Here is an 18,259-nt window from a genome sequence, read left to right as displayed (position 1 = left end):
AGTTGGTTAGCGCGCCGCCCTGTCACGGCGGAGGTCGCGGGTTCAAGTCCCGTCGAGGTCGCGGAAGCGGGTCGCTCAGTCGGAAACGGCTGGGCGACCCAGCCTCTAGGCTCTGTAGCTCAGTTGGTAGAGCGTTCGACTGAAAATCGAAAGGTCACCGGATCGACGCCGGTCGGAGCCACGGCGATGGCCCCCGGGACTCACAAGGTCCCGGGGGCTTCGCTCATTTCCGGCCGCGGTTGCGGGTTATAGGCGCAAACGTGTTGCTCCTCGGGTCTGATGCGTCGGTAGGAGTTGCTCGCGGGCGCGGGTTAGCCCGCGACTACGCGGCCCGGCCCTCCAGGGCGCTGTCCGGCGGCGTCTGCGTGAGCGCGCCGAGACCCACAACCTGCCGGTCGTTGTGGTATCCGTGAAGGGGCTCTTCTGCTTTGTGGGGGTGGGTGGTGTGGTGTGACCCGCCGTGGGACGGAATGATGCTCCTATGGTTGTCAAAATCGATGACAAACGCCGCCTACGGCCGCGAGAGCCGATCTGACACCCGCATGATTCCAATGTTTTGTTTGCGGCCGGTGCCGCCTCCTACATCGTTTGTCATAGATCTGGACACTCCCTGCCTTCGGTCGCCGGAATATGCGCCGGCGGCAAGCTGCCCGGCGTCGACGGTAGCCGGCGAGTAGGCCGGCATCCGAATCTCGCGAGCGCTGCCATTGAAACGCGTGACTCAGTAACGGTGCCTCGCTCGGCGAATAGTAAGAAAACCGCGTCACGCCGCGAACTCGAGCGCTCCCCAGGGGAGCGGTCGGCACCGGAGCGCTCGCACGCAGTCGGCGTCCTTCGGTTCGGTGACCCTGCGTGTTGGTTGACGAGCATGAGACGTTCCTCCTCGAACTCGCAGTGCCTACACGCGCCAGGAGCGCAGGCCGGCCTCGCCTGCGGCGATCGCGCCGAACAGGACGCCTGCAATCGGCCAGATCATCCAGCTGATGTCCCAGCTGGAGCCGATGAAGGACCAGGCGAGGTAGATGGCTATGCAGCCGATCCAGTACGGCCCGGCGATCGCCTCGGTGAAGGAGTTCTCTTCGGGGTTGCGCCAGGTGGGCGGGGCGTCGGCGGGGCGCCCCGCCTCGGTGACGGTTTTATGCGTCATGGCGGCCCAGATCGTCGGCAGGAAGATGCGTAGGCCGGCAGCCACCATGAGCAGGCTGAGAATTACGCCCAACAGCGGTCCCGCATTGTTGTTCGAGTCCTGAAAAATGATGCCTGATCCCGAAACCGGGATTGGCGCCATGATCCACAGGGCGACGGCGATGCTCAGCGCGCGTGTCCGTGTTCCCTCATGCTCCAGGCGCATTCGCGCGGTCCACGCCGATACGACCGGATTACGCGTGAACTTGCCGTCCGTTAGATGGGTCAGGCCCGTGAAGGCCTGATGACGGCGAATGAACAGGGAAACGGCCAGCGCCACCACTACCAACGTGAGGGGACCCCCAACCGATGCGGCCTGGTCCTTATCCCAGGGGATCAGGCCGATGCCGGCAGTCGACAGGCCGATGCAGGTGAACAGCGGCACCGCTGCCAGCACGCACAGGGCCACGCCATTGCCGAGTAGGGTGCCGGTGCTGCGTCGCGCCTCGGCCAGAGCCTGAGCCTCCGGCAGGGTGATGACTGGGTAGTCCGACGGCGCTGCCTCCGGAGCGGCCGGGGCCGTGGCGGGTTCGTCGCCGGGGACCGCATACGCCTGGGCGGCGGCGCCGCGGATGTCGGGGAGGATGCCCAACACGGGCGCCAGCTCCTCCAGGTTGCCGAAGTCGGTGATCACCGACCCGACTGCCTCGTTGTGAGACCTCCCGGAGGCGATGGCGTCGGCATAGGCATCCTCCATCATGGCGTGCAGCTCTCGCTTGGCCTCGAGTAGGCGCGGGGTGGCGGGGTAGGGGGCGAACATGGCTTCGAGGAAGGTGTTGATGGCATTCATCAGGGGCTCCTAGTGTGCTTGGCGGGGGCGGGTGATCTGGGTTTTAGTGGGTGGCGCTCGATCAGGGCTCCGCGGGGGAGGGGCGAGTGGAGGCGTACAGGGCGAAGCGATCGATGAGGGCCTTGGTGTCCTCCCACTCGGCGAGCTTGTCCATCAGGTGGGCGGTCCCGGCCTCGGTCAGCCGGTAGTAGGTGCGCGGCTTGCCCGACTCGCTGGTATCCGCGAAGGAGGAGACCAGTCCTGTCGACTCCAGGCGTTTGAGCGCCGAGTACAGCGTGGTCTGCTTGATCGTGTACTGCCCCTGCGCCACCTCGGCGATGGTCTTGGCGAGTTCATAGGCGTAGGAAGGCCGGTCACGCAGCAGCGTGAGTGCGATCAGATCGATGTAGCCACGGATGGCGTCGGCGCTAATCATCGCGATGATCTCCGGGATCGTGCGGCCGCGGGGGCTGCTTGAGGGTAGTGACAGTGTTCATACGTCCAACGTACTACGATAGACGTAGTACGTCTAGTGGTCTATTGCTGACTGTTCCTCTTCTTACGCCTACTCTGGAGACGTGAGCGCAGCGCAGCACGTCCCCGGATTCCTCCCCTCCTACCCGCACAACGACGACCCCGCCACCCTGCGGCTGATCTGGCCCCAATGGCAGGGTGCCGGCTATGCCAACGCCGGCGCACTCGTCCCGGAACTCCCGGCGCCGGTCGCCCGTCGCGGCTACATGGCCGGCGCCCGCGCCCTGGCAGCCCTGCTCCCGCCCGCCGTCGGCCCCACCGCGACGGTCTCCGTCGATCTGACCGAGCTTGCCGGCCCGGACGGCCCCGAGGGCTCCACCGGCGGCATCGAGTCGCGCAGCGCCATCCTGGCCGGCATCGACGCCGCCCTGCGGACCATCGACTCCCACCCCGGCGTTAGACGCATCCTCACCATCGGCGGTGAGTGCTCCGTATCCGTCGCCCCATTCGCCTGGCTCGCCAACAAGTACGGCGACGACCTCGCCGTGGTCTGGATCGACTCCCACCCCGACGTCGACACCCCCGACACCGGCTACGACGGCTACCACGCCATGGCCGTAACCGCTCTGGCCGGCAGGGGCGATGCCGAGGTCCTGTCACATCTGCCGGCCCACATCGACCCCTCCCGCATCGCCTGGGCCGGTCTGCACGAGTGGGAGCCCGACTGCGATGAGCACGTGTCGAGCTGGGGCATCACCGCCTTCGGGCCGGATGACCTGCGCACGGACACCCGCCCCCTCATAGACTGGCTCCACGCCACCGGCGCCTCCCGCCTGGCCATCCACTTCGACGTCGACACGATCGACGCCGACGAGGTCGCCCTCGGTCTCGGGCGGGTATCCGGCGGGCTCACCGCCGCCCAGGTGCACCGCCTGATCGCCGACCTCGGCGAGGCGGCCGACGTCGTCGGCCTGACAGTGGCCGAATACCTGCCCCGCGAGCTGCTCGCCCTGGGATCCGTCCTCGCGGGGCTGCCGCTGGTCACCGGTTGACGGCGGTGCTCCCGGGTGATGCGCCCCTCAGTGATGTGAATGACGGTCGAGCTCTGGCGTCGCACAGCCAAAGCACAGCGCGGAGTCCTAACCTGAGCCCATGGCCATCGTTCCCGCGGCGCCCGTCGCCTCCTCCGCAGTGCTCGCAGCGTTCACCGCGATTGGTGGCGGCCCCACGGTGAACGATCCTTCCGATTCGGCGACGTCCTCGGCTACTGATGGCGCCGCCGAGACGGCGGAGGCCGTTGCGGAGGCGACCGCAGATGTGCTCTCGTTAGCATGGCGCGTCGGGCTCGGCGTGATCATCGGCGTCGCCCTGGTGTTCATCCTCATGGTCGTCTTTCGCACCATGGGGCGGCGCCGAGTGATGTATACGGAAGTCATCCGCTTCACCCGCACCCCCATGTACGCGACCGCCGCCCTGGCCGGGGCGTTCCTCGGTGGACAGATCGCCTTCTTCGACTTGTCGCAGCCCGACTGGGTGCAGTTCTTGCTCCACGCCCTCCTCATCGGAATCATCTTGGCCTCCACTTGGGTGGTTGTGGGTGTGGCCAAGGCGGTGGAGTCCTCCATCGTGCTCGGGGTGCGCTCCCGCGGCGACGTCGGACGCACCAAGCGCATCACCACCCAGGCGCAGGTCATGCGGCGCGTGGCCGAGGTCATCATCGTGCTCTGCGGGCTCGTCGGAGTGGCCATGACCTTCCCCTCCGCGCGCGTGGCCATGGCCTCCCTGCTGGCCTCGGCCGGGCTCGTCTCCGTGGTCGCCGGCCTGGCCGCCCAGTCAACCCTGGGCAACCTGTTCGCGGGCATCCAGCTGGCCACCACCGACGCCATCCGCGTGGACGACGTCGTCGTGGTCAACGACGAGCAGGGCTTCATCGAGGAGATCACCCTGACCTACGTGGTGGTGCGCGTATGGGACGGACGCCGCCTCATTTTCCCCTCCACCTACTTCACCCAGAACCCCTTCGCCAACTGGACGCGGCGCGGCAGCCAACTGACGGGCACCTTCACCATCGACCTGGACTGGCGTGTGCCCGTGGCCGCGCTGCGCGCCGAAGTGGATCGAATCCTGTCCGGCTCGGACGTGTGGGACGGGCGCGTCGCCTCCGTCGACGTCACTGACACCTCCGACTCCACCGTCACCGTGCGAGTCGCCGTCTCCGGCGCCGACAACGCCGACGTGTGGACCCTCCAGTGCCAACTGCGAGAGGAGCTCGTCGCCTGGCTGCAGCGGGAGGCCCCCTACGCGCTGCCGCGCACCCGCGTCGAGGTCGACCACGTAGACGTGGCTCATGACCCCACTGCGGAGAAGGTGGCGCGGCTGGCCGAGGAACTGGTGACGCTGCAGCGTCCCGAAGGCGTGCAGGCCGATCCCGCCGAGGAGGAGACGACGGCGGTGCAGCGCCCCGTCGAGGACGACCCCATTGAGGCGGCCCGCCTGCGCGCCGTCGCCAAGGGGCGGGCGAAGCTCCGCCGTGCCCGGCGCGACAAGGTCCGCCGGCGGCGCATTCTGGCTCGGGAAGCGGCTCAGGAAGGCGACGAACCCGGTTCAGCGCGTCAACCGGCTGATACCGCAGCGGCCACGGGCGTCATTTCCACCAAGGAGCAGCAGGCCTACCTGGATTCGGTTCAGCCCGCCCACGCCGCCACCGGCAAGCTCGGCATCGGCAAGTCCACTACGGATGCCGACGACGACTGACACGGACTGAAACCTCCCGGGAGGGCCGAGGCCGGCCGGGATGCTCACCTACGGCTCATATAGCCGTTCACCACCCGCTGAGCCAGACCCGTCCCCTCCAGTTCGCGCAGTAACTCCAGGTGTGGGAAGCGGATAGACTCGCCGTCGTCCCGGTATCGGGTGATCTGCGCCTGCGCGTCGAAGGCGGGACGATGCGGCATGACGCCGCCCCTCACGAAGCCGAGCCAGTCCCGCTGGATCACGGCCATCGCCCGGCGGTTGTCGTCGGTGATGGGGATGCGCATGCGATCCAGGTTGCCGAAGAAGATCGCTACTTCCGCACCGTGGTAGGCGCCGCGCAGCCCCCGGTAGAGGTTCGGGACGTACTCGAAGCGGTAACCGTATACCCGGGTGTGGGCCGACATCCGCTCCATCAGGCTCAGTGCTGCGCTGTGAAACACCAGCAGCTCCAGCATCTTGATCTGCAGATCCGGCAGGTCCGCGGATTCCGGGCGCAGGGCGGCGGCGATGGGGTTGGCCCAACGGCCGTACAGCTGCCCGGTAGTCCGTTCGAACTCCTCCGGGCTGGTGGCGATGCCCATGCGCCGATACCAACTGGGGATCTCAATCATGGAGAACTCATCCGCGGTGCTGCCCACCAGCACCGGCACGTGCGGGAAGGCGCCCTCGCGTAACACCTCGCGCGGATCAACGCTGAAGAAGGGCTGATCCATGGTGGTGGACAGGGTCATGGTGGGCTGCACCAGACGCAGTAGACGGCCCACAGGGGCGGCGGCCAACTCGCGGAAATCGCGCAGATGATTGTCGGCCAGCAGGCGGGCGAAGGCGCCCCGCTCGGCGTCGGCGTCCAAGGGCTGCGGGGTGCCCCGCTGCCCACTGCACAGGATGAGGCGGTGAAACAGACCGCGGTTGTCCGGGTTGAGCGCCTGGTAGAGGGCGTACTGGGCGCCGCCGCAGTGGCCCATCAGCGTGATCCGCTCGGGGTCGCCGCCGAGCGCGGAGATGTTGTCCTTCACCCAACGCAGCGCCGCCTGCTGGTCCAGTAGGGCGCGGTCGCAGCTGATCCGGTCGCCGTCGACCACATGCAGATGCCCGAACGCTCCGATCCGGTAGGTGACGGTCACCACCACAATGCCCTGAGCGGCCAGGTGGGTGCCGTCGTAAATTGGCAGCGTACCCGAGCCGCAGTCGCCGCCGTGGATGAACACGAGCACCGGCTTGGGGCTGTCCGGCCCGGAGGTCCACACGTTCACGCGCAACGCGTCCTCACCCTGAATGTCTCCACGCGGCTGCCATTCGGGGCGCAGCTGGAACTGGCGCAGGTACAGGTTCACGAAGCCCGGCATGAGCCGCTGGGGGAAGCAGTGTCCGCTCCCGGAGTTGGCGACGCCGCCGGAGTCGGTGTCCACGGGCTCCGGCTCCTGGAAGCGCTCGGCGCGGGCGTAGGGGATGCCGAGGATGCGGTAGACCGGAGCTCCGCCGTCGGTGTTGTGGCTGCCGGTGGTGGAGCCGACCCGTTCGGCCCGGAGCGTCCCGATCGCGGTGTGGAGCATCATGTACTGCGTTCTTTGCATTGTTCTCATCAGTCCGTTCCATCCGTGTAGGCGGAAGGTGACGCGGTCCGCGAACACGAGCGTCAGGGCCTGAGCAGTGCTCCGCATCCGTGGATAACGATGTTATCCACGTAAATAAGGTGAGTCAATCCTTAAACCGCTCGGCGGGTTGTGCCCGCTGTATCAATGCGCCGAGTTCATGCCCCGGCGGCCGGCTCCGATACCGCTTCGGCGCTGCCCGTTTGGCTCCGAGGCTCTCTGGGGCCACGATGGACCCATGAGCACTTCCGACCGTCCGAACGCCGCCCCTCGACTCGATCCCACCGCCATTGCACGTACCGATGCGCAGTGGCGGGCCGCCCTCAGCCCGCTCGAATACCACGTGCTGCGCGAGGCCGGTACCGAGCGGCCCTTCACCGGCGCGCTGCTGGATGAGCATCGGGAAGGTATCTACCGCTGCCGCGGCTGCGGCGCCGAGCTGTTCCGCTCCACCACCAAGTTCGAGTCGCACTGCGGCTGGCCGTCCTTCTACGACCCCGCCCGCAGCGACGCCGTGGTCCTGTCCACGGACACCTCCCACGGCATGGTGCGCACCGAGGTCCGCTGCGCCGCCTGCAACAGCCACCTCGGGCACGTCTTCGACGATGCCCCGTCCACCCCCACCGGCCAGCGATATTGCATGAACTCCGTGAGCCTGACCTTCGAGACCGATGGCGCCGTGCCCGCCGAATCTGAATCGCCTGGCCAGGAGTCCTGACATGTTGCGCGTGCTGACCCTGAACCTCCAGCACGGCCTGCCCGGCGCCGGTGCGGGGGACGGCACGGCAGCCTCCGGGTCGCTTGCGGGCGCCGACATCCGCAGCCCCGCCCTCGCCCGCACCGTGCTGGCAGAGCTTGCCGGGCAGATCGCCGAACTGGAGCCCGATGTCGTGGCCCTGCAGGAGGTCGATCTCGGCCAGTGCCGTTCCGGGCGCCTTGACCAGGCGGGGGTTTTGGCCCAGCTGCTCGGCTGGCATCACCACCGCTTCGCCGCCGCCTGGGCGGGCCCCGCGGCCGGCCTGCGCCGTCGCCCCCTGCGCTCGGCCCTGGCCCGGCCAGCCGATGACGTGCTCGGTCCCGGCCGCGCCCTCCTGGGACGAGGACCGGCCGGATTCGGCAACGCTCTGCTGTCCCGCCACCCGATCAGCACCTGGCGGATCATGCGGCTGGGCCGCGGACCGGCAAGCCTGGTGCGTCGCGGACACAATCGCGTAGACCCACGCTCCTACCGCGTTTTCACCGCCACCGCACGCAACCTGCTCGCCGCTCAGCTTCGTCCGGGGAAGGACGTGCTTCCCGGAGTTGACGTCCTTCAACTGGGCGTCACCCATCTGGCCACCCGTGGTGACGTGGCCGCACGGCAACTCGCCGCCGCCTGGGCGGCACTCGCGGCCCTGCCCGGCGCGCATCTGCTCACCGGCGACTTCAACCTGCCCACCGAAAAGGTGGCCACCCTGGGAGTCGGCAGGCTGCTCGGGGACGGCCCCACCTTCCCCGCCGCCCGTCCGGTGCGGCGCATTGATCACTTCCTGACCGATCCCTGGCCGGTTGACGCCGCCGGGGCGCCGCTGCCCGCAGCCGAGACGGCCGGGGAGGGTTCCGCGCGGCCAAGGCCCCTACTGCGAGCGGTGGACTGCGGGACGCGCACCTTCATCGCCTCCGACCACGCCGGCACCTGGGTGGACCTCGCCCTCACGGACTGACGGGCAAAGGGAGGACAATGTGGCTGAGGTCGTCGGGGGCCTGGCGGTCTTCGCCGTCGTCATCGCCGTGGGCTGGGCGCTGGTGCGAGCCCGGGCCGTGCCCGTGGGCTCCGATGCCGTACTGACCCGAGTGTGCTTCTTCGCCGCCACGCCCGCGCTGCTGATAACCACGCTTGCGGATGCGGACCTCGCGGCGATGACCTCGCCGGGCACCGCGGTAGCGGTCGCCGTCGAGCTGGTCGGAATCGGCACGGCCTGGTGCCTGCAGCGTCTCGTGCTGCGTCGCCCGACCGCCGAGTCGATGATCGGGGCACTCGCCTCCGGCTATGTGAATGCCGCCAACCTCGGCATTCCCGTGCTTGTGCTCGTGCTCGGGGACGCGACCGCGGTCGCCCCGATCCTCCTGCTGCAGCTGCTGGTGCTCACGCCGATCGCCTTCACCGTGCTGGACGCGGTCACCCGGCGTGGCAATCCTTCCCGCTTCGCGACCTACACCCTGCCCCTGCGCAATCCGCTGGTGTTGGCGGTGCTGGCCGGCGTGATAGTCAACCTCGCCGATTTCGACCTCGGCGGGGCGCTGCGGGGCCATCTGGCCCAGACGCTCGACGCGCTGGGGCGAATCGCGGTCCCGTTGATGATGCTGGCACTCGGCATGAGCCTGGCCGCCTCCAGGACCAGGCCGCCGAGCACCGGTGCGTGCAGGCGGCATGATGCAGCCGGAGCCGAGAGGCCCGGCGACGCGGCGCCTCGCGTCATCGATGTGCCGCCCGAACCCGTGCACGACGCCGGCAGTACTCGGGGCCTACGCTGGGCGGTGACCTGGAAGCTGGTGGTCTTGCCCGGGCTGGCGGTGGTACTGGGGCTGGTGGCCGGGCTGCGGGGCGGCGCGCTACTCATGCCGGTTACCACTGCCTGCCTGCCGACGGCGCAGAACGTGTTCATGTACGCCTCCCGCTATGGGGTGGCCATGCCCTTGGCCCGTGACGCCGTCCTGCTCACGACGGCGGGATTCGTTCCCGTGGTGCTGCTTGCCGCCGCACTACTGCGCTGAGTCGGCTCCGGCTGCCGGCGATCGTTGAGTGCTACGGGCTCGGCCCGACGCCCACTGCGGTTCAAGGCCGACCGAGAACCCGATCGAAGTAGTATGCCCGTAGCGATTGTTAAAGGCCGACACCGGAGTCAGAAGCGCCTGCCATGAACCGGCCCGTCCAACATCTCGTTCTCATGGGGGTCGCCGGCAGCGGAAAGACCACCGCCGCTACGAACCTCCACCGCGCCCTGGGGTGGCCGACCGCCGAGGCGGACGACTTCCACCCGCGGGCCAACATCGCCAAGATGTCCCGCGGTGAGCCGCTGACCGATGCGGACCGTCTCCCGTGGCTGGAGGCGCTGCGCGACTGGATGAGTGCCCAGGCCGCGGCGGGAAACCGAACCATAGTCACCTGCTCCGCCTTGAAGCGTGTTTACCGGGACCTGCTGTCCCAGGCGGATGGGCGTGTCTTCTTCATCCACCTGGACGCCGATCAGCATGAGCTGCGCGGACGCATGGAACGGCGCGAGGGGCACTTCATGCCCGTGAGCCTCCTGCCGTCGCAATTCGGCGTCCTGGAGACTCTCGCCGCCGATGAGGACGGCGTCACCGTGAACTCACGCGCAACTCCCGCAGGGACTCTGGAAGCGATCCTAGCCTCCCTCAGGGCCGCTGAGCCGACCCGATGGGACTCATTTCCGGGAAAGCCGTGAATATCCGACGGCGGTGGTGGCTCACAGCGCCCGTTAAGGGTTCGGGTGTTGTATGCGGATTGCCTGAGGGAAGGGCTGGAATGTCGTGGGAGTAGGGCGAGAATAATACGTGTGATCGGTTGCTTTACAACATCCGAGTGATACTGGTCTCGCGACACAGAATTCCTGATGTATGTTGTTTTCAGGCGTATGGCACGCCGGTGCTCCGCGCGGTGATCCCGTGCCGAGTGCATTGTTCGGCATAAATGGAAGGAATGCATCATGGGTGAGCTCATTGGAATGATTGTCTTCGGTGGGGTCATCGGTGCCCTGGCCAGACTGATCATGAGGGGCGACCAGAATCTGTCCATCCTGTGGACGATCGTCCTGGGAGCTTTGGGCGCATTCGTCGGGGGCTGGCTGTCGGAGATGCTCGGAGTGGCCGACACTCCCGGTATCGATTGGATCCGTTGGGTCCTGTCGGTGATCGCCGCCATGATCGCCATCTACGCATACCTCGCCCTCGCGCGTCGGCGCTGAGCGTACGGGTTTGGTGAGGGGACCGCTCGGCGCCTCACCAAACCCGTGACTCGTTGCCCCGCGTCTTGAAGGCGGTTCCGGGAGGCCCGCGTGCGCGAATGAGCCGGCGGGGCGATTCGCCCGCCTCGCGCGTTCGGCGTGACGGCAATGCGGCGTCGGCGGAGTCCGGAGGACGAGGTCGGGACGCGGCCGGAGGACGGATTATGAAGAAACACGTCAGTGCAGTATTCGCCAATATGGCTGGAGTGCTGCTGGCCGTATTATCATTGACGCTTCTGGAGGGCGCCGGTGAACTGTTCGCCGAAGTCGGCGCCGTCTTGCCGACGACGCTGCTTTTGCTCTCGCTCGCCGTACTCGTGGGCGTATTGTCACTCGGCCTGCTGCTGGGCCCGGGTCGGTCACGCCGTACAAGTCCGCGGGTGCCAGATGTGCGGGGAACGTGGTGCGCGCCGCACGGCGTGGGGCCGGGACGGGAGCCGCCGACAGCCGCCACAGGCCTGCAGTGGCGGCATGCGGCCCGCCGTGAGGTGCCCCCCGTGGGGCTCGAACCCACGACCTTCGGATTAAAAGGCCCGTAGTTGACCACGTGATCGCGTGGCTTGAGCACATCGGCGTGCTCGCCACCCACCGGATCGCGACGAGGGCGGCCGCGTCCCGGCAGTCGCTGCCACACGAGGTGCGCAAGTTGGGCCAGCTCGCCATCCCCGACCCGACCCCGCCCATGATCCCCGCCTACCGCGACCCCGCCGTGGGCCGCCTACCCCTGGACTGAGGCGCCAACATGACCACCCACCGGATCACCAGCACCCACACGGCGAGTCGGACTAGTACACCCAGCCGAACTAGCGCAACTATCCCGACTAGTACAACTAGCGCAGCTAGCGCTAGCGGGCGCATGACCAACGCCGAAGCCGCATGGGTCCGAGAGCGCGCATGGACCAAAGCCATGCGCAAGACCTACCGAAGCGTTCCCGCCGTGCTCACCACGTGCCCATGCGAATACGGGCCATGCGGACACTGCTCCGCCGGCCACCACACCGACTGCCCCTACGAAAAGCCGAACAACGCACAGTGGGCGGCCGACCGAGCCGACGTACCCGCAGGCTGGCTCACCTGGCCCGACAAAGGCGTCCCCAACCTCGGCGGCACCGAAAGCTGGCAGGTCTGGGAGACCGGCGTCCGCCACGACGGCCGCTGCAACTGCTACCTCGCCGGCCACCACGGCGCCCTCAACCAGCCGTCGGCCGACCCTCACAAGGGCCGGCAAACCACCATCTACGACTTCCTCAACGACCCTGCAACAAATTGAAGGAGAACCCGCAATGACCACGGCCACCACACTCAACTTTCAGCAACAGCTCATCGTCATGGAGGCCCTCGACGAAATGGCCGCCCACGTGCGCAACCGCGTCGCCGCAGGCGACACCACCATGCAGGACACCCTCACCGCCATCGAGGAGATCCAGCAGCTCATCGCAACCGGGACCGTGCAGACGGTCACCGCTCAGACCCCGAAGGAGGCCGCTTGACCATGCCCCGCCGCAAGCACCCTAACCCCCGCAGCGTCCACCGAGTTCACCAGGAGCTCACCATCGCCGATGTGATCGCCGCCGAGGCGGCTGCCTTGAAACTCGCAGCCGCCGCCAACGACAGCAACGACGTGGCGTGCACGCTCGCCAACCTCGCCCGCCTGGTCGAGCAGGCGCAGCGTCAGCTCCTCGACGACGACACCGTCGCCGCCGCTGCGCCCGGCATCTGGCGCAGTGGCAACAGGTACACGCTTCCCAAGCACACCCGCAACCATTAAGGATCACCAGTGGCACTCATCGTCGCCCCAGCTCTCCTCCTCATTTTCGTGCTAGGCGTCATCGGCGTCTACTCCTTCTCCGAGCGTGTAATCCGCGTATGTGGCGCGCTCATCGGACTGGTCCTAACCGTCGTAGTGGTAGCGGTCCTTTGGCAATCCATCGCCGGACTCATCCGGGACCGCGGCCAGATCCCACCGATCAAACTCCTCACTATCACCATCCTCATCGTGTGTGTCGTCTGCTGCCTTGGCGTCATGGTCGCTGGTCTCACATTCAGACCAAAAGGCGACTGGCTCAAGCAAGCCATCGCTTGGCGCCAGTTCGGCACGATCGCGCTCTTCGTCACATTGGCCGTCTTGATGCTGATGGCCATGGTGCTGATCATCCTGCCGCTCTTCCAGGCGACCGCCGACAGTATCGCAACCCCGACCGCTACTCCCACGATTATCAGGCAGGAGGCCAGCTCATGACTGCCAGACGACGCCTTCACCAGTTCCTCGGTGGCAAGGCCTGTGCCCTCCGGGGCAAGCACAGCCCGATCTGGGCCGAAGTGCGGAGCATCGACTACGGCGCCGACACCGAGCGCATCACCTGGCGAGGCTGGTGGTGCCACATCTGCTCACAAGCCCTGCCCCCGCTCGCCGTCACCGACCAGGACAAGGCCTCATGACCAGCATCGAAACCAAGATCCGCCGGCTACTGGCTATCGCTGAAGACCGGGCCGCCAGCCCGGCCGAGCGCGAGCTCGCCATGCAGCGAGCGACCACGCTCATGGCCCGGCATTCCATCACCAGCCTGGCCGATGACATTGACGAGGACGACCGCTGTGGGGAGCAGATCACCACAGCCGAGATCCGTATCTCCGGAGGTGTCACAACACCATCCCTGGCACTCACCCACGGCATACACCGAATCGTGCTGGCCGGCGGCGGCAGCACTCACTACGGCGACTTCCGACATACCATTGGCGACCCTGGAATCGTCCTCCAGGTCGTCGCAGCAAGGGCAGACCTCGAATGGCTTAAGCCCCTCGCCAGCGCGTACATGGTGTCGGCGGCCGCCGGCTGGACCAACTGGCGCAAAGCCAACGGTCGCCGGTACAAGCCCATGAAGGACAAGACCCGACGCAGGACCCGCGACGGCTACCTAATCGCCTACGCCGCCGGAGTCGCCGACCGCATCCGCACCACCCGCCAGCAAACCCTCGACGAGCAGACCGTGGCCGGTAACACCGGCACCGCCCTCGCCGTCCGCGACCGCGCCCAGCGCGTCAGCGACTACATGGACACCCTCGACCTCAGAGACGGTGCCGAACTCGATCTCGACGAGCGAGCCCAGGCCGCCGGCCGAGCCGACGGCTGGGCATCCGGCCTCGGCACCCCCACCCAGCACAACACCCTCCAAGGAGCCTCTGAACCATGACCACAACAACCACCGCCGCCCCCGACCTGTCCGCGATCCGCGCCCGCCTCGACGCGGCCACACGCGGCCCCTGGGCACCCGACCTCGACGGCTACACCGTCCGAGCCGGCAGCTGGCCCATCGCCATCGTCGGCACCAGCCTCGCAGACCTCAGCGTCGACTACGAAGGCGACGAGGTCGTCGTCGAGCACACAACCAGCTCCCAAGCCGCCGACATGGCTCTAATCACCCACGCCCCCGAGGACATCCAGGCGCTTCTCACAGAGATCGACCGCCTCACCGACGCCCTCGAACAGATCGACGACGTCCTCGCAACAACCCGGCCCGCCGAAGCAGCGGACCACATCCAAAGCATCATCAACTACACAATCTTCTAAGGAGACAAGCAATGACCGACCCATCCGCCAAGCTCGTCCCGGCCATCGACCACATCCGCCGTAACCGGCCACGAGACGTCCTCGCTCCGCCCGGTAACCACCGCTCCTACAGCGTCGGCATCCTCGCCAGCGCTGCCGGGCAGGCCGCCGCCATCTCATGGGCGCCGACACGACAGTCCGGACTGGTCAGGACCGCCGCCTGGGCGGTCTGGTGGATCAGCGAGATCCTCGACGTCCCTCACGCAAATGTGTGGGAGATGGTGCGCGCCGAGTACAGCCGGCGCCACGCGCACTCCCGGTACCACCCGGGCAACACTGACGACGACTGGGCCGACTGGCTGATCGTGCTGGTGGGCGTGGTCGCGGACAACCCCGCAGATCACGTCGACGATCTCGCGGACGCGCTGTTGCAGGTCGCCGCCATGGCAACCGTGTGGCTGGCCCGCACCCTCGACGCACCCGCGACACAGGGACTGATATCTGGCCGCGATTTGTTCCGGGGGGAGTCCCGCCGGACGTCCCGCGACACCGACGGCAGGGACGTCCCATGAGCCAGGCACGCGACCGCCTCTCACGGTCAACGAGGACGGCGACTACGTGATCCGCGCCGCCCTCGACGCCCGCATCCGCTGGGAAGCCCAGCAGCACCTACTCAACACAACCGACAAGGACAACACCGTATGACCCAAATAATCGCCATCGCCAACCAGAAGGGCGGCGTCGGGAAGACATCGACAACCGTCAACCTCGCCGCCAGACTCGCCACCATGGACGAGCGTGTGTTGATGGTCGACGCCGACCCCCAGGCGAACGCCACCAGCATTCTCGACGTCGACATGTCCGCAGATACCCGGACCCTCAACGACGTCCTCGCTGCTGTGGGTACCGGCCAGGCCGGCCCAGGCGCCATCACCGCCGCAATCACAGCAGCCGGCCCCGCCTGGCCCAGCGTCGACGTCGTGCCCGCCGAGCGTGCCCTGGCCGCCCGTGAGGCAGACACCAGCGCCGGCCGCGAGTACCTACTGTGCACTGCACTCGACGGCGCCGCCAGCGACTACGACGTCATTATCATCGACTGCCCGCCCTCGCTCGGCGCCCTCACACTAGGGGCGCTGACCGCCGCCGATCAGGTGCTTATCGTGAGCGAAGCCCGCACGAGCTCGGTCGACGGCGTCGACGAGCTCATGCGCACGATCCAGACCGTGCGGCAGTACTACAACCAGAACCTGCAGATCGCGGGCATCTTGGTCAACAAGTGGCGGTCCGACCGTCTTGACCGTGCAGCATGGAGAGATGTACTGAAAGACACCTACGGCGATGCCGTGATCGACCATCCACTCCCCGAGCGGGAGATCGTGGCCACCGCGGCCACCAACCGCGTGCCCGTCCCCCGCGACGAGGGCCGCGACTACGTGCTCGCCCTCGACGCCGTCGCACGGGAACTCATCCAGGAGACCGAGAAGTGAAACCGAATCCCAAACCCCGCAGGAAGACCGTCGCCATCCCGAAGGCAGGCGGGCCGGACCCCGCCGCCCTCACCGCCAGCGGAAGCGAGGCGACTAGTGGCGCTAGCCGGACTAGCCGCACAAGCGCGCCTAGGGGGCGTGCTGGGAAAGAGCAGCTGTCGCTCTGGATGGATGCCGACGTGCTCGGCCGGGCACGTACCGCGTGGCGCGCCGAGAGTGTCGCAGACGTCGACCAGCCCTATAGGCACTTCGGCGAGTGGATCGCGGCCGTCATCGAGGCGGCTGTGATCGACTCCGAGCGGCGCCTCAACGCCGGAATCCCCTACCGGCCGACACCCAAGGGCCAGATCGGCCGCTCGAGCCGCCAGTAACCGCCAGCCGACAGCATGGTGCCCGGCCCCATGCTGTGCCACCTCGAGCCCCGCTAGTATGGATAGTCCGGCTAGTACAACTAGCTAGACTATCCCCACTAGTCCGACTAGCTCCGGTAACTGTGCCGGTATTGCCGCCGAGCCCAGCAGAGCGCGGGAATCCGGCCATGGACACACACGCCATCATTCCCGACCATCCGTCCGCCACCGACCCTGTAGACGCGTGGGTGCTCGCCATGCGCGCGAAGGGCCTCACGGCCCGGACCGTCACCGAGCGCGCCCGCGTCATCCGCCAGGCCTCCCAGACCGCCGCCACCGGCCCGGATGCGCTCGCCCCGGCCGACATCGAGCGATTCCTCGCCCGGGCGTCGACCCCGGGCACGCGCTACACCTACTACAGCGCCCTGCGAGCGTGGTGCAGGTGGCTGGTACGTACCGGCCGGCGCACGGATGACCCGACCGAGGCCGTCGAGCGGCCCCGCATGCCCGTCGGCCGGCCGCGGCCGATCAGCCGCGCCCAGCTCGACCGCCTACTCGCCATGCACCTACGCCCAGACACGAGAACGAAGATACTGCTCGCTGCCTACCAGGGATTGCGTGTGCACGAGATCGCGAAGATCCGCGGCGAGGACATCGACGCCGACGCGGGCACACTCACCGTCACCGGCAAAGGCGGCCGGGTCGACACCCTGCCCCTGCACCCACGCATCGCCACCGAAGCAGGCTGCAGGCCAAGGGAAGGGTACTGGTTCCCGTCCCCGACCCGGCCAGGCCGGCCAGTCACCGGCAAGAGCGTCGGCCAGGTGATCGCCGCCGCCCTGCACCGTGCTGGCATACATGCGAGCGCACACCGGCTCCGCCACTTCTTCGCGACCGAACTCCTAGCCGCCGGCGCCGACAGCAGAATCGTGCAGGTGCTCATGCGGCACTCGTCGCTCGCCACCACAGCCCGCTACCTCGGCGTGAGCCCCGAGCAACAGCAGGCCGCAATCGGCACCCTACGCTGACACCGCCTCCCATACGATCGGGGACTTTGGTCGCCACCGAGCCCGGTACAGGTAAGCCACTCACCGTGTCTGCACCGTGTTGCCGCACGCTGGGGTCCAGTTCGGGTGGCCGGGAATACGGGCAGGATCGATCTAAGCGCGACTTTTCGTTGCCGGCGTGAGGAAAGCTGTGCGAACGGGACGCAGCAAACGGGTTGCCCCACCACCATTATGGTGTTACCATAATGCCATGCCGTTCGAGTTCGCTCCCTCCGCCGACAAGCACGGGATACCCCGCGAAGACGCTGTGCACGCGGTGCTGCACCACGCGGGATACGCAGACCTTCCGCCGCGGCGGCCGGGGGAGAAGAGCTTCATGTTCGTCGGCCTGCCCCACCCGCACGCCATGCGCTACATCGAGGTCGGCGTCGCCGTCGACGGCCGCGGAAACCGCCGAATCTTCCACGCCATGGAAGTGACCGACCTGTACCGCTACATCGTCCCGCGGGACGACCGCTGAACCACAAGAAAGGAGAGTCGATCATGACCGATATCAACCAGCGCGACGACGACGCCTACTACGACGCCTACGACGAGGACATCGTCGCCGGCCGAGTAAAGCCGGTACGTACCACGCACCGCACCAATCCAGGAGCACGTGTCAGCGACGACGAGCTCGACGCTATCTTCCGGGGGCGCCCCAACCTGGGGGAGGAGCATGCTACCGGTGCCGGCCGCTCGCCAGCACGGCACGTGCGCTTCAGCCCCGCTACCGACGCAGCCCTCAGTGAGTTTGTGCGGGCGCGCGGCACCACCAGGAGCGCAGTCATCCGCGATGCTGTCGAGCAGTACCTCGCCAGCGCCTGAATAATCCTCACCCCATCCAGCGCCGACGGCCTGCCCACTCTACGAGGGCGGACCGCCGGCGCCGCTGCAACCATTAGCTAGTGGTCATCCGAACCGCATCCACTGGGGTATACATCCGGTCCCAGCAGGACGTGTCGGTGCAGCCCTCGGCGAGTACCACGGGGCAGGAGCCGCAGCGCCAGGACCGATGAGGGCCGCCAGCCGCACATGTGCACGGCATCGG

25 protein-coding genes and 1 tRNA gene are annotated in these 18,259 nt (G+C 67.6%); 23 read left to right on the top strand and 3 right to left on the bottom strand.

Going from position 1 to position 18,259, the window contains the following annotated elements:
• The first annotated feature begins 108 nt into the window (after positions 1–108).
• A tRNA-Phe gene (locus Q4A20_RS09515) sits at positions 109–181 on the top strand.
• A gap of 717 nt (positions 182–898) precedes the next feature.
• Here the strand turns inward: Q4A20_RS09515 and Q4A20_RS09510 are convergent.
• Both Q4A20_RS09510 and Q4A20_RS09505 read right to left on the bottom strand, forming a co-directional pair.
• On the bottom strand, positions 899–1,975 hold the full coding sequence (locus Q4A20_RS09510; RefSeq protein ID WP_303122510.1) for a permease prefix domain 1-containing protein: 1,077 nt from the start codon (positions 1,973–1,975) through the stop codon (positions 899–901).
• 61 nt (positions 1,976–2,036) lie between these two features.
• Positions 2,037–2,390, bottom strand: coding sequence for a PadR family transcriptional regulator (locus Q4A20_RS09505; RefSeq protein WP_303122509.1), 354 nt, complete (start codon positions 2,388–2,390; stop codon positions 2,037–2,039).
• A 142-nt stretch (positions 2,391–2,532) separates the two neighbouring features.
• Between Q4A20_RS09505 and Q4A20_RS09500 the strand changes: the two genes are divergently transcribed.
• On the top strand, positions 2,533–3,480 hold the full coding sequence (locus Q4A20_RS09500; protein WP_303122508.1) for an arginase family protein: 948 nt from the start codon (positions 2,533–2,535) through the stop codon (positions 3,478–3,480).
• A gap of 100 nt (positions 3,481–3,580) precedes the next feature.
• Positions 3,581–5,182 carry a mechanosensitive ion channel family protein gene (locus tag Q4A20_RS09495; protein WP_303122507.1) on the top strand — a complete coding sequence of 534 codons (1,602 nt, stop codon included), beginning with the start codon at positions 3,581–3,583 and terminating at the stop codon, positions 5,180–5,182.
• A gap of 44 nt (positions 5,183–5,226) precedes the next feature.
• Here Q4A20_RS09495 and Q4A20_RS09490 read toward each other — a convergent pair whose 3' ends face one another.
• On the bottom strand, positions 5,227–6,765 hold the full coding sequence (locus Q4A20_RS09490) for an alpha/beta fold hydrolase (RefSeq protein ID WP_303122506.1): 1,539 nt from the start codon (positions 6,763–6,765) through the stop codon (positions 5,227–5,229).
• Positions 6,766–7,012: 247 nt separating this feature from the next.
• Between Q4A20_RS09490 and msrB the strand changes: the two genes are divergently transcribed.
• From msrB to Q4A20_RS09390, 20 genes are all read left to right on the top strand, one after another.
• The gene (gene msrB / locus Q4A20_RS09485) at positions 7,013–7,492 is read left to right on the top strand and encodes a peptide-methionine (R)-S-oxide reductase MsrB (protein WP_303122505.1); all 480 of its coding nucleotides are present in this window, start codon (positions 7,013–7,015) and stop codon (positions 7,490–7,492) included.
• A 1-nt stretch (position 7,493) separates the two neighbouring features.
• A complete protein-coding gene (locus Q4A20_RS09480) occupies positions 7,494–8,477 on the top strand; it encodes an endonuclease/exonuclease/phosphatase family protein (RefSeq protein WP_303122504.1) in 984 nt (327 codons plus the stop codon).
• Between the two features lie 19 nt (positions 8,478–8,496).
• Complete coding sequence (locus tag Q4A20_RS09475) at positions 8,497–9,528, top strand: AEC family transporter (RefSeq protein ID WP_303122503.1); 1,032 nt, start codon at positions 8,497–8,499, stop codon at positions 9,526–9,528.
• Positions 9,529–9,671: 143 nt separating this feature from the next.
• On the top strand, positions 9,672–10,220 hold the full coding sequence (locus Q4A20_RS09470) for a gluconokinase (protein ID WP_303122502.1): 549 nt from the start codon (positions 9,672–9,674) through the stop codon (positions 10,218–10,220).
• 261 nt (positions 10,221–10,481) lie between these two features.
• Positions 10,482–10,739 (top strand): GlsB/YeaQ/YmgE family stress response membrane protein, encoded by a 258-nt coding sequence (locus Q4A20_RS09465; RefSeq protein ID WP_303122501.1) that lies wholly within the window; start codon positions 10,482–10,484, stop codon positions 10,737–10,739.
• 203 nt (positions 10,740–10,942) lie between these two features.
• The gene (locus tag Q4A20_RS09460; protein WP_303122500.1) at positions 10,943–11,317 is read left to right on the top strand and encodes a hypothetical protein; all 375 of its coding nucleotides are present in this window, start codon (positions 10,943–10,945) and stop codon (positions 11,315–11,317) included.
• 8 nt (positions 11,318–11,325) lie between these two features.
• Positions 11,326–11,511 carry a hypothetical protein gene (locus Q4A20_RS09455; protein WP_303122499.1) on the top strand — a complete coding sequence of 62 codons (186 nt, stop codon included), beginning with the start codon at positions 11,326–11,328 and terminating at the stop codon, positions 11,509–11,511.
• Positions 11,512–11,634: 123 nt separating this feature from the next.
• Complete coding sequence (locus Q4A20_RS09450) at positions 11,635–12,048, top strand: DUF6248 family natural product biosynthesis protein (protein WP_303122498.1); 414 nt, start codon at positions 11,635–11,637, stop codon at positions 12,046–12,048.
• A gap of 13 nt (positions 12,049–12,061) precedes the next feature.
• The gene (locus tag Q4A20_RS09445) at positions 12,062–12,268 is read left to right on the top strand and encodes a hypothetical protein (protein WP_303122497.1); all 207 of its coding nucleotides are present in this window, start codon (positions 12,062–12,064) and stop codon (positions 12,266–12,268) included.
• On the top strand, positions 12,265–12,546 hold the full coding sequence (locus Q4A20_RS09440; protein WP_303122496.1) for a hypothetical protein: 282 nt from the start codon (positions 12,265–12,267) through the stop codon (positions 12,544–12,546). Before Q4A20_RS09445 ends, Q4A20_RS09440 begins: the two co-directional genes overlap by 4 nt.
• 9 nt (positions 12,547–12,555) lie before the next feature.
• The gene (locus Q4A20_RS09435; RefSeq protein ID WP_303122495.1) at positions 12,556–13,017 is read left to right on the top strand and encodes a hypothetical protein; all 462 of its coding nucleotides are present in this window, start codon (positions 12,556–12,558) and stop codon (positions 13,015–13,017) included.
• Complete coding sequence (locus Q4A20_RS09430; protein ID WP_303122494.1) at positions 13,014–13,217, top strand: hypothetical protein; 204 nt, start codon at positions 13,014–13,016, stop codon at positions 13,215–13,217. Before Q4A20_RS09435 ends, Q4A20_RS09430 begins: the two co-directional genes overlap by 4 nt.
• Positions 13,214–13,969: a DUF2786 domain-containing protein gene (locus tag Q4A20_RS09425; RefSeq protein ID WP_303122493.1), complete on the top strand. Its 756-nt coding sequence runs from the start codon at positions 13,214–13,216 to the stop codon at positions 13,967–13,969. Before Q4A20_RS09430 ends, Q4A20_RS09425 begins: the two co-directional genes overlap by 4 nt.
• Positions 13,966–14,346, top strand: a complete 381-nt coding sequence (locus Q4A20_RS09420; RefSeq protein WP_303122492.1) for a hypothetical protein — start codon at positions 13,966–13,968, stop codon at positions 14,344–14,346. The genes Q4A20_RS09425 and Q4A20_RS09420 overlap by 4 nt, the downstream gene beginning before the upstream one ends.
• A gap of 11 nt (positions 14,347–14,357) precedes the next feature.
• On the top strand, positions 14,358–14,897 hold the full coding sequence (locus Q4A20_RS09415; protein WP_303122491.1) for a hypothetical protein: 540 nt from the start codon (positions 14,358–14,360) through the stop codon (positions 14,895–14,897).
• A gap of 129 nt (positions 14,898–15,026) precedes the next feature.
• Entirely contained in the window at positions 15,027–15,812 is a 786-nt protein-coding gene (locus tag Q4A20_RS09410) for a ParA family protein (protein ID WP_303122490.1), read from the top strand.
• A gap of 167 nt (positions 15,813–15,979) precedes the next feature.
• Positions 15,980–16,183: a hypothetical protein gene (locus tag Q4A20_RS09405; protein WP_303122489.1), complete on the top strand. Its 204-nt coding sequence runs from the start codon at positions 15,980–15,982 to the stop codon at positions 16,181–16,183.
• A gap of 167 nt (positions 16,184–16,350) precedes the next feature.
• A complete protein-coding gene (locus Q4A20_RS09400) occupies positions 16,351–17,190 on the top strand; it encodes a tyrosine-type recombinase/integrase (RefSeq protein ID WP_303122488.1) in 840 nt (279 codons plus the stop codon).
• A gap of 229 nt (positions 17,191–17,419) precedes the next feature.
• Positions 17,420–17,689, top strand: coding sequence for a hypothetical protein (locus Q4A20_RS09395; RefSeq protein ID WP_303122487.1), 270 nt, complete (start codon positions 17,420–17,422; stop codon positions 17,687–17,689).
• Between the two features lie 23 nt (positions 17,690–17,712).
• Positions 17,713–18,036, top strand: coding sequence for a CopG family transcriptional regulator (locus Q4A20_RS09390; protein ID WP_303122486.1), 324 nt, complete (start codon positions 17,713–17,715; stop codon positions 18,034–18,036).
• Positions 18,037–18,259: the final 223 nt, after the last annotated feature.

Origin of the sequence: Actinomyces sp. (assembly GCF_030530635.1) — a bacterium.
Classification (GTDB): Bacteria; Actinomycetota; Actinomycetes; order Actinomycetales; family Actinomycetaceae; genus Actinomyces.
The sequence above is the reverse complement of the archived record's forward strand: the minus strand, read 5'-3'. Positions and strand labels throughout refer to the sequence as shown.

Coding starts and splice junctions, on each gene's coding strand:
- Q4A20_RS09510 (WP_303122510.1), bottom strand. CDS start 1,975: ATGAATGCCATCAACACCTTCCTCGAAGCCATGTTCGCCCCCTACCCC.
- Q4A20_RS09505 (WP_303122509.1), bottom strand. CDS start 2,390: ATGATTAGCGCCGACGCCATCCGTGGCTACATCGATCTGATCGCACTC.
- Q4A20_RS09495 (WP_303122507.1), top strand. CDS start 3,581: ATGGCCATCGTTCCCGCGGCGCCCGTCGCCTCCTCCGCAGTGCTCGCA.
- Q4A20_RS09490 (WP_303122506.1), bottom strand. CDS start 6,765: ATGAGAACAATGCAAAGAACGCAGTACATGATGCTCCACACCGCGATC.
- msrB (WP_303122505.1), top strand. CDS start 7,013: ATGAGCACTTCCGACCGTCCGAACGCCGCCCCTCGACTCGATCCCACC.
- Q4A20_RS09480 (WP_303122504.1), top strand. CDS start 7,494: ATGTTGCGCGTGCTGACCCTGAACCTCCAGCACGGCCTGCCCGGCGCC.
- Q4A20_RS09470 (WP_303122502.1), top strand. CDS start 9,672: ATGAACCGGCCCGTCCAACATCTCGTTCTCATGGGGGTCGCCGGCAGC.
- Q4A20_RS09465 (WP_303122501.1), top strand. CDS start 10,482: ATGGGTGAGCTCATTGGAATGATTGTCTTCGGTGGGGTCATCGGTGCC.
- Q4A20_RS09460 (WP_303122500.1), top strand. CDS start 10,943: ATGAAGAAACACGTCAGTGCAGTATTCGCCAATATGGCTGGAGTGCTG.
- Q4A20_RS09450 (WP_303122498.1), top strand. CDS start 11,635: ATGACCAACGCCGAAGCCGCATGGGTCCGAGAGCGCGCATGGACCAAA.
- Q4A20_RS09445 (WP_303122497.1), top strand. CDS start 12,062: ATGACCACGGCCACCACACTCAACTTTCAGCAACAGCTCATCGTCATG.
- Q4A20_RS09430 (WP_303122494.1), top strand. CDS start 13,014: ATGACTGCCAGACGACGCCTTCACCAGTTCCTCGGTGGCAAGGCCTGT.
- Q4A20_RS09425 (WP_303122493.1), top strand. CDS start 13,214: ATGACCAGCATCGAAACCAAGATCCGCCGGCTACTGGCTATCGCTGAA.
- Q4A20_RS09420 (WP_303122492.1), top strand. CDS start 13,966: ATGACCACAACAACCACCGCCGCCCCCGACCTGTCCGCGATCCGCGCC.
- Q4A20_RS09415 (WP_303122491.1), top strand. CDS start 14,358: ATGACCGACCCATCCGCCAAGCTCGTCCCGGCCATCGACCACATCCGC.
- Q4A20_RS09410 (WP_303122490.1), top strand. CDS start 15,027: ATGACCCAAATAATCGCCATCGCCAACCAGAAGGGCGGCGTCGGGAAG.
- Q4A20_RS09405 (WP_303122489.1), top strand. CDS start 15,980: ATGGATGCCGACGTGCTCGGCCGGGCACGTACCGCGTGGCGCGCCGAG.
- Q4A20_RS09400 (WP_303122488.1), top strand. CDS start 16,351: ATGGACACACACGCCATCATTCCCGACCATCCGTCCGCCACCGACCCT.
- Q4A20_RS09395 (WP_303122487.1), top strand. CDS start 17,420: ATGCCGTTCGAGTTCGCTCCCTCCGCCGACAAGCACGGGATACCCCGC.
- Q4A20_RS09390 (WP_303122486.1), top strand. CDS start 17,713: ATGACCGATATCAACCAGCGCGACGACGACGCCTACTACGACGCCTAC.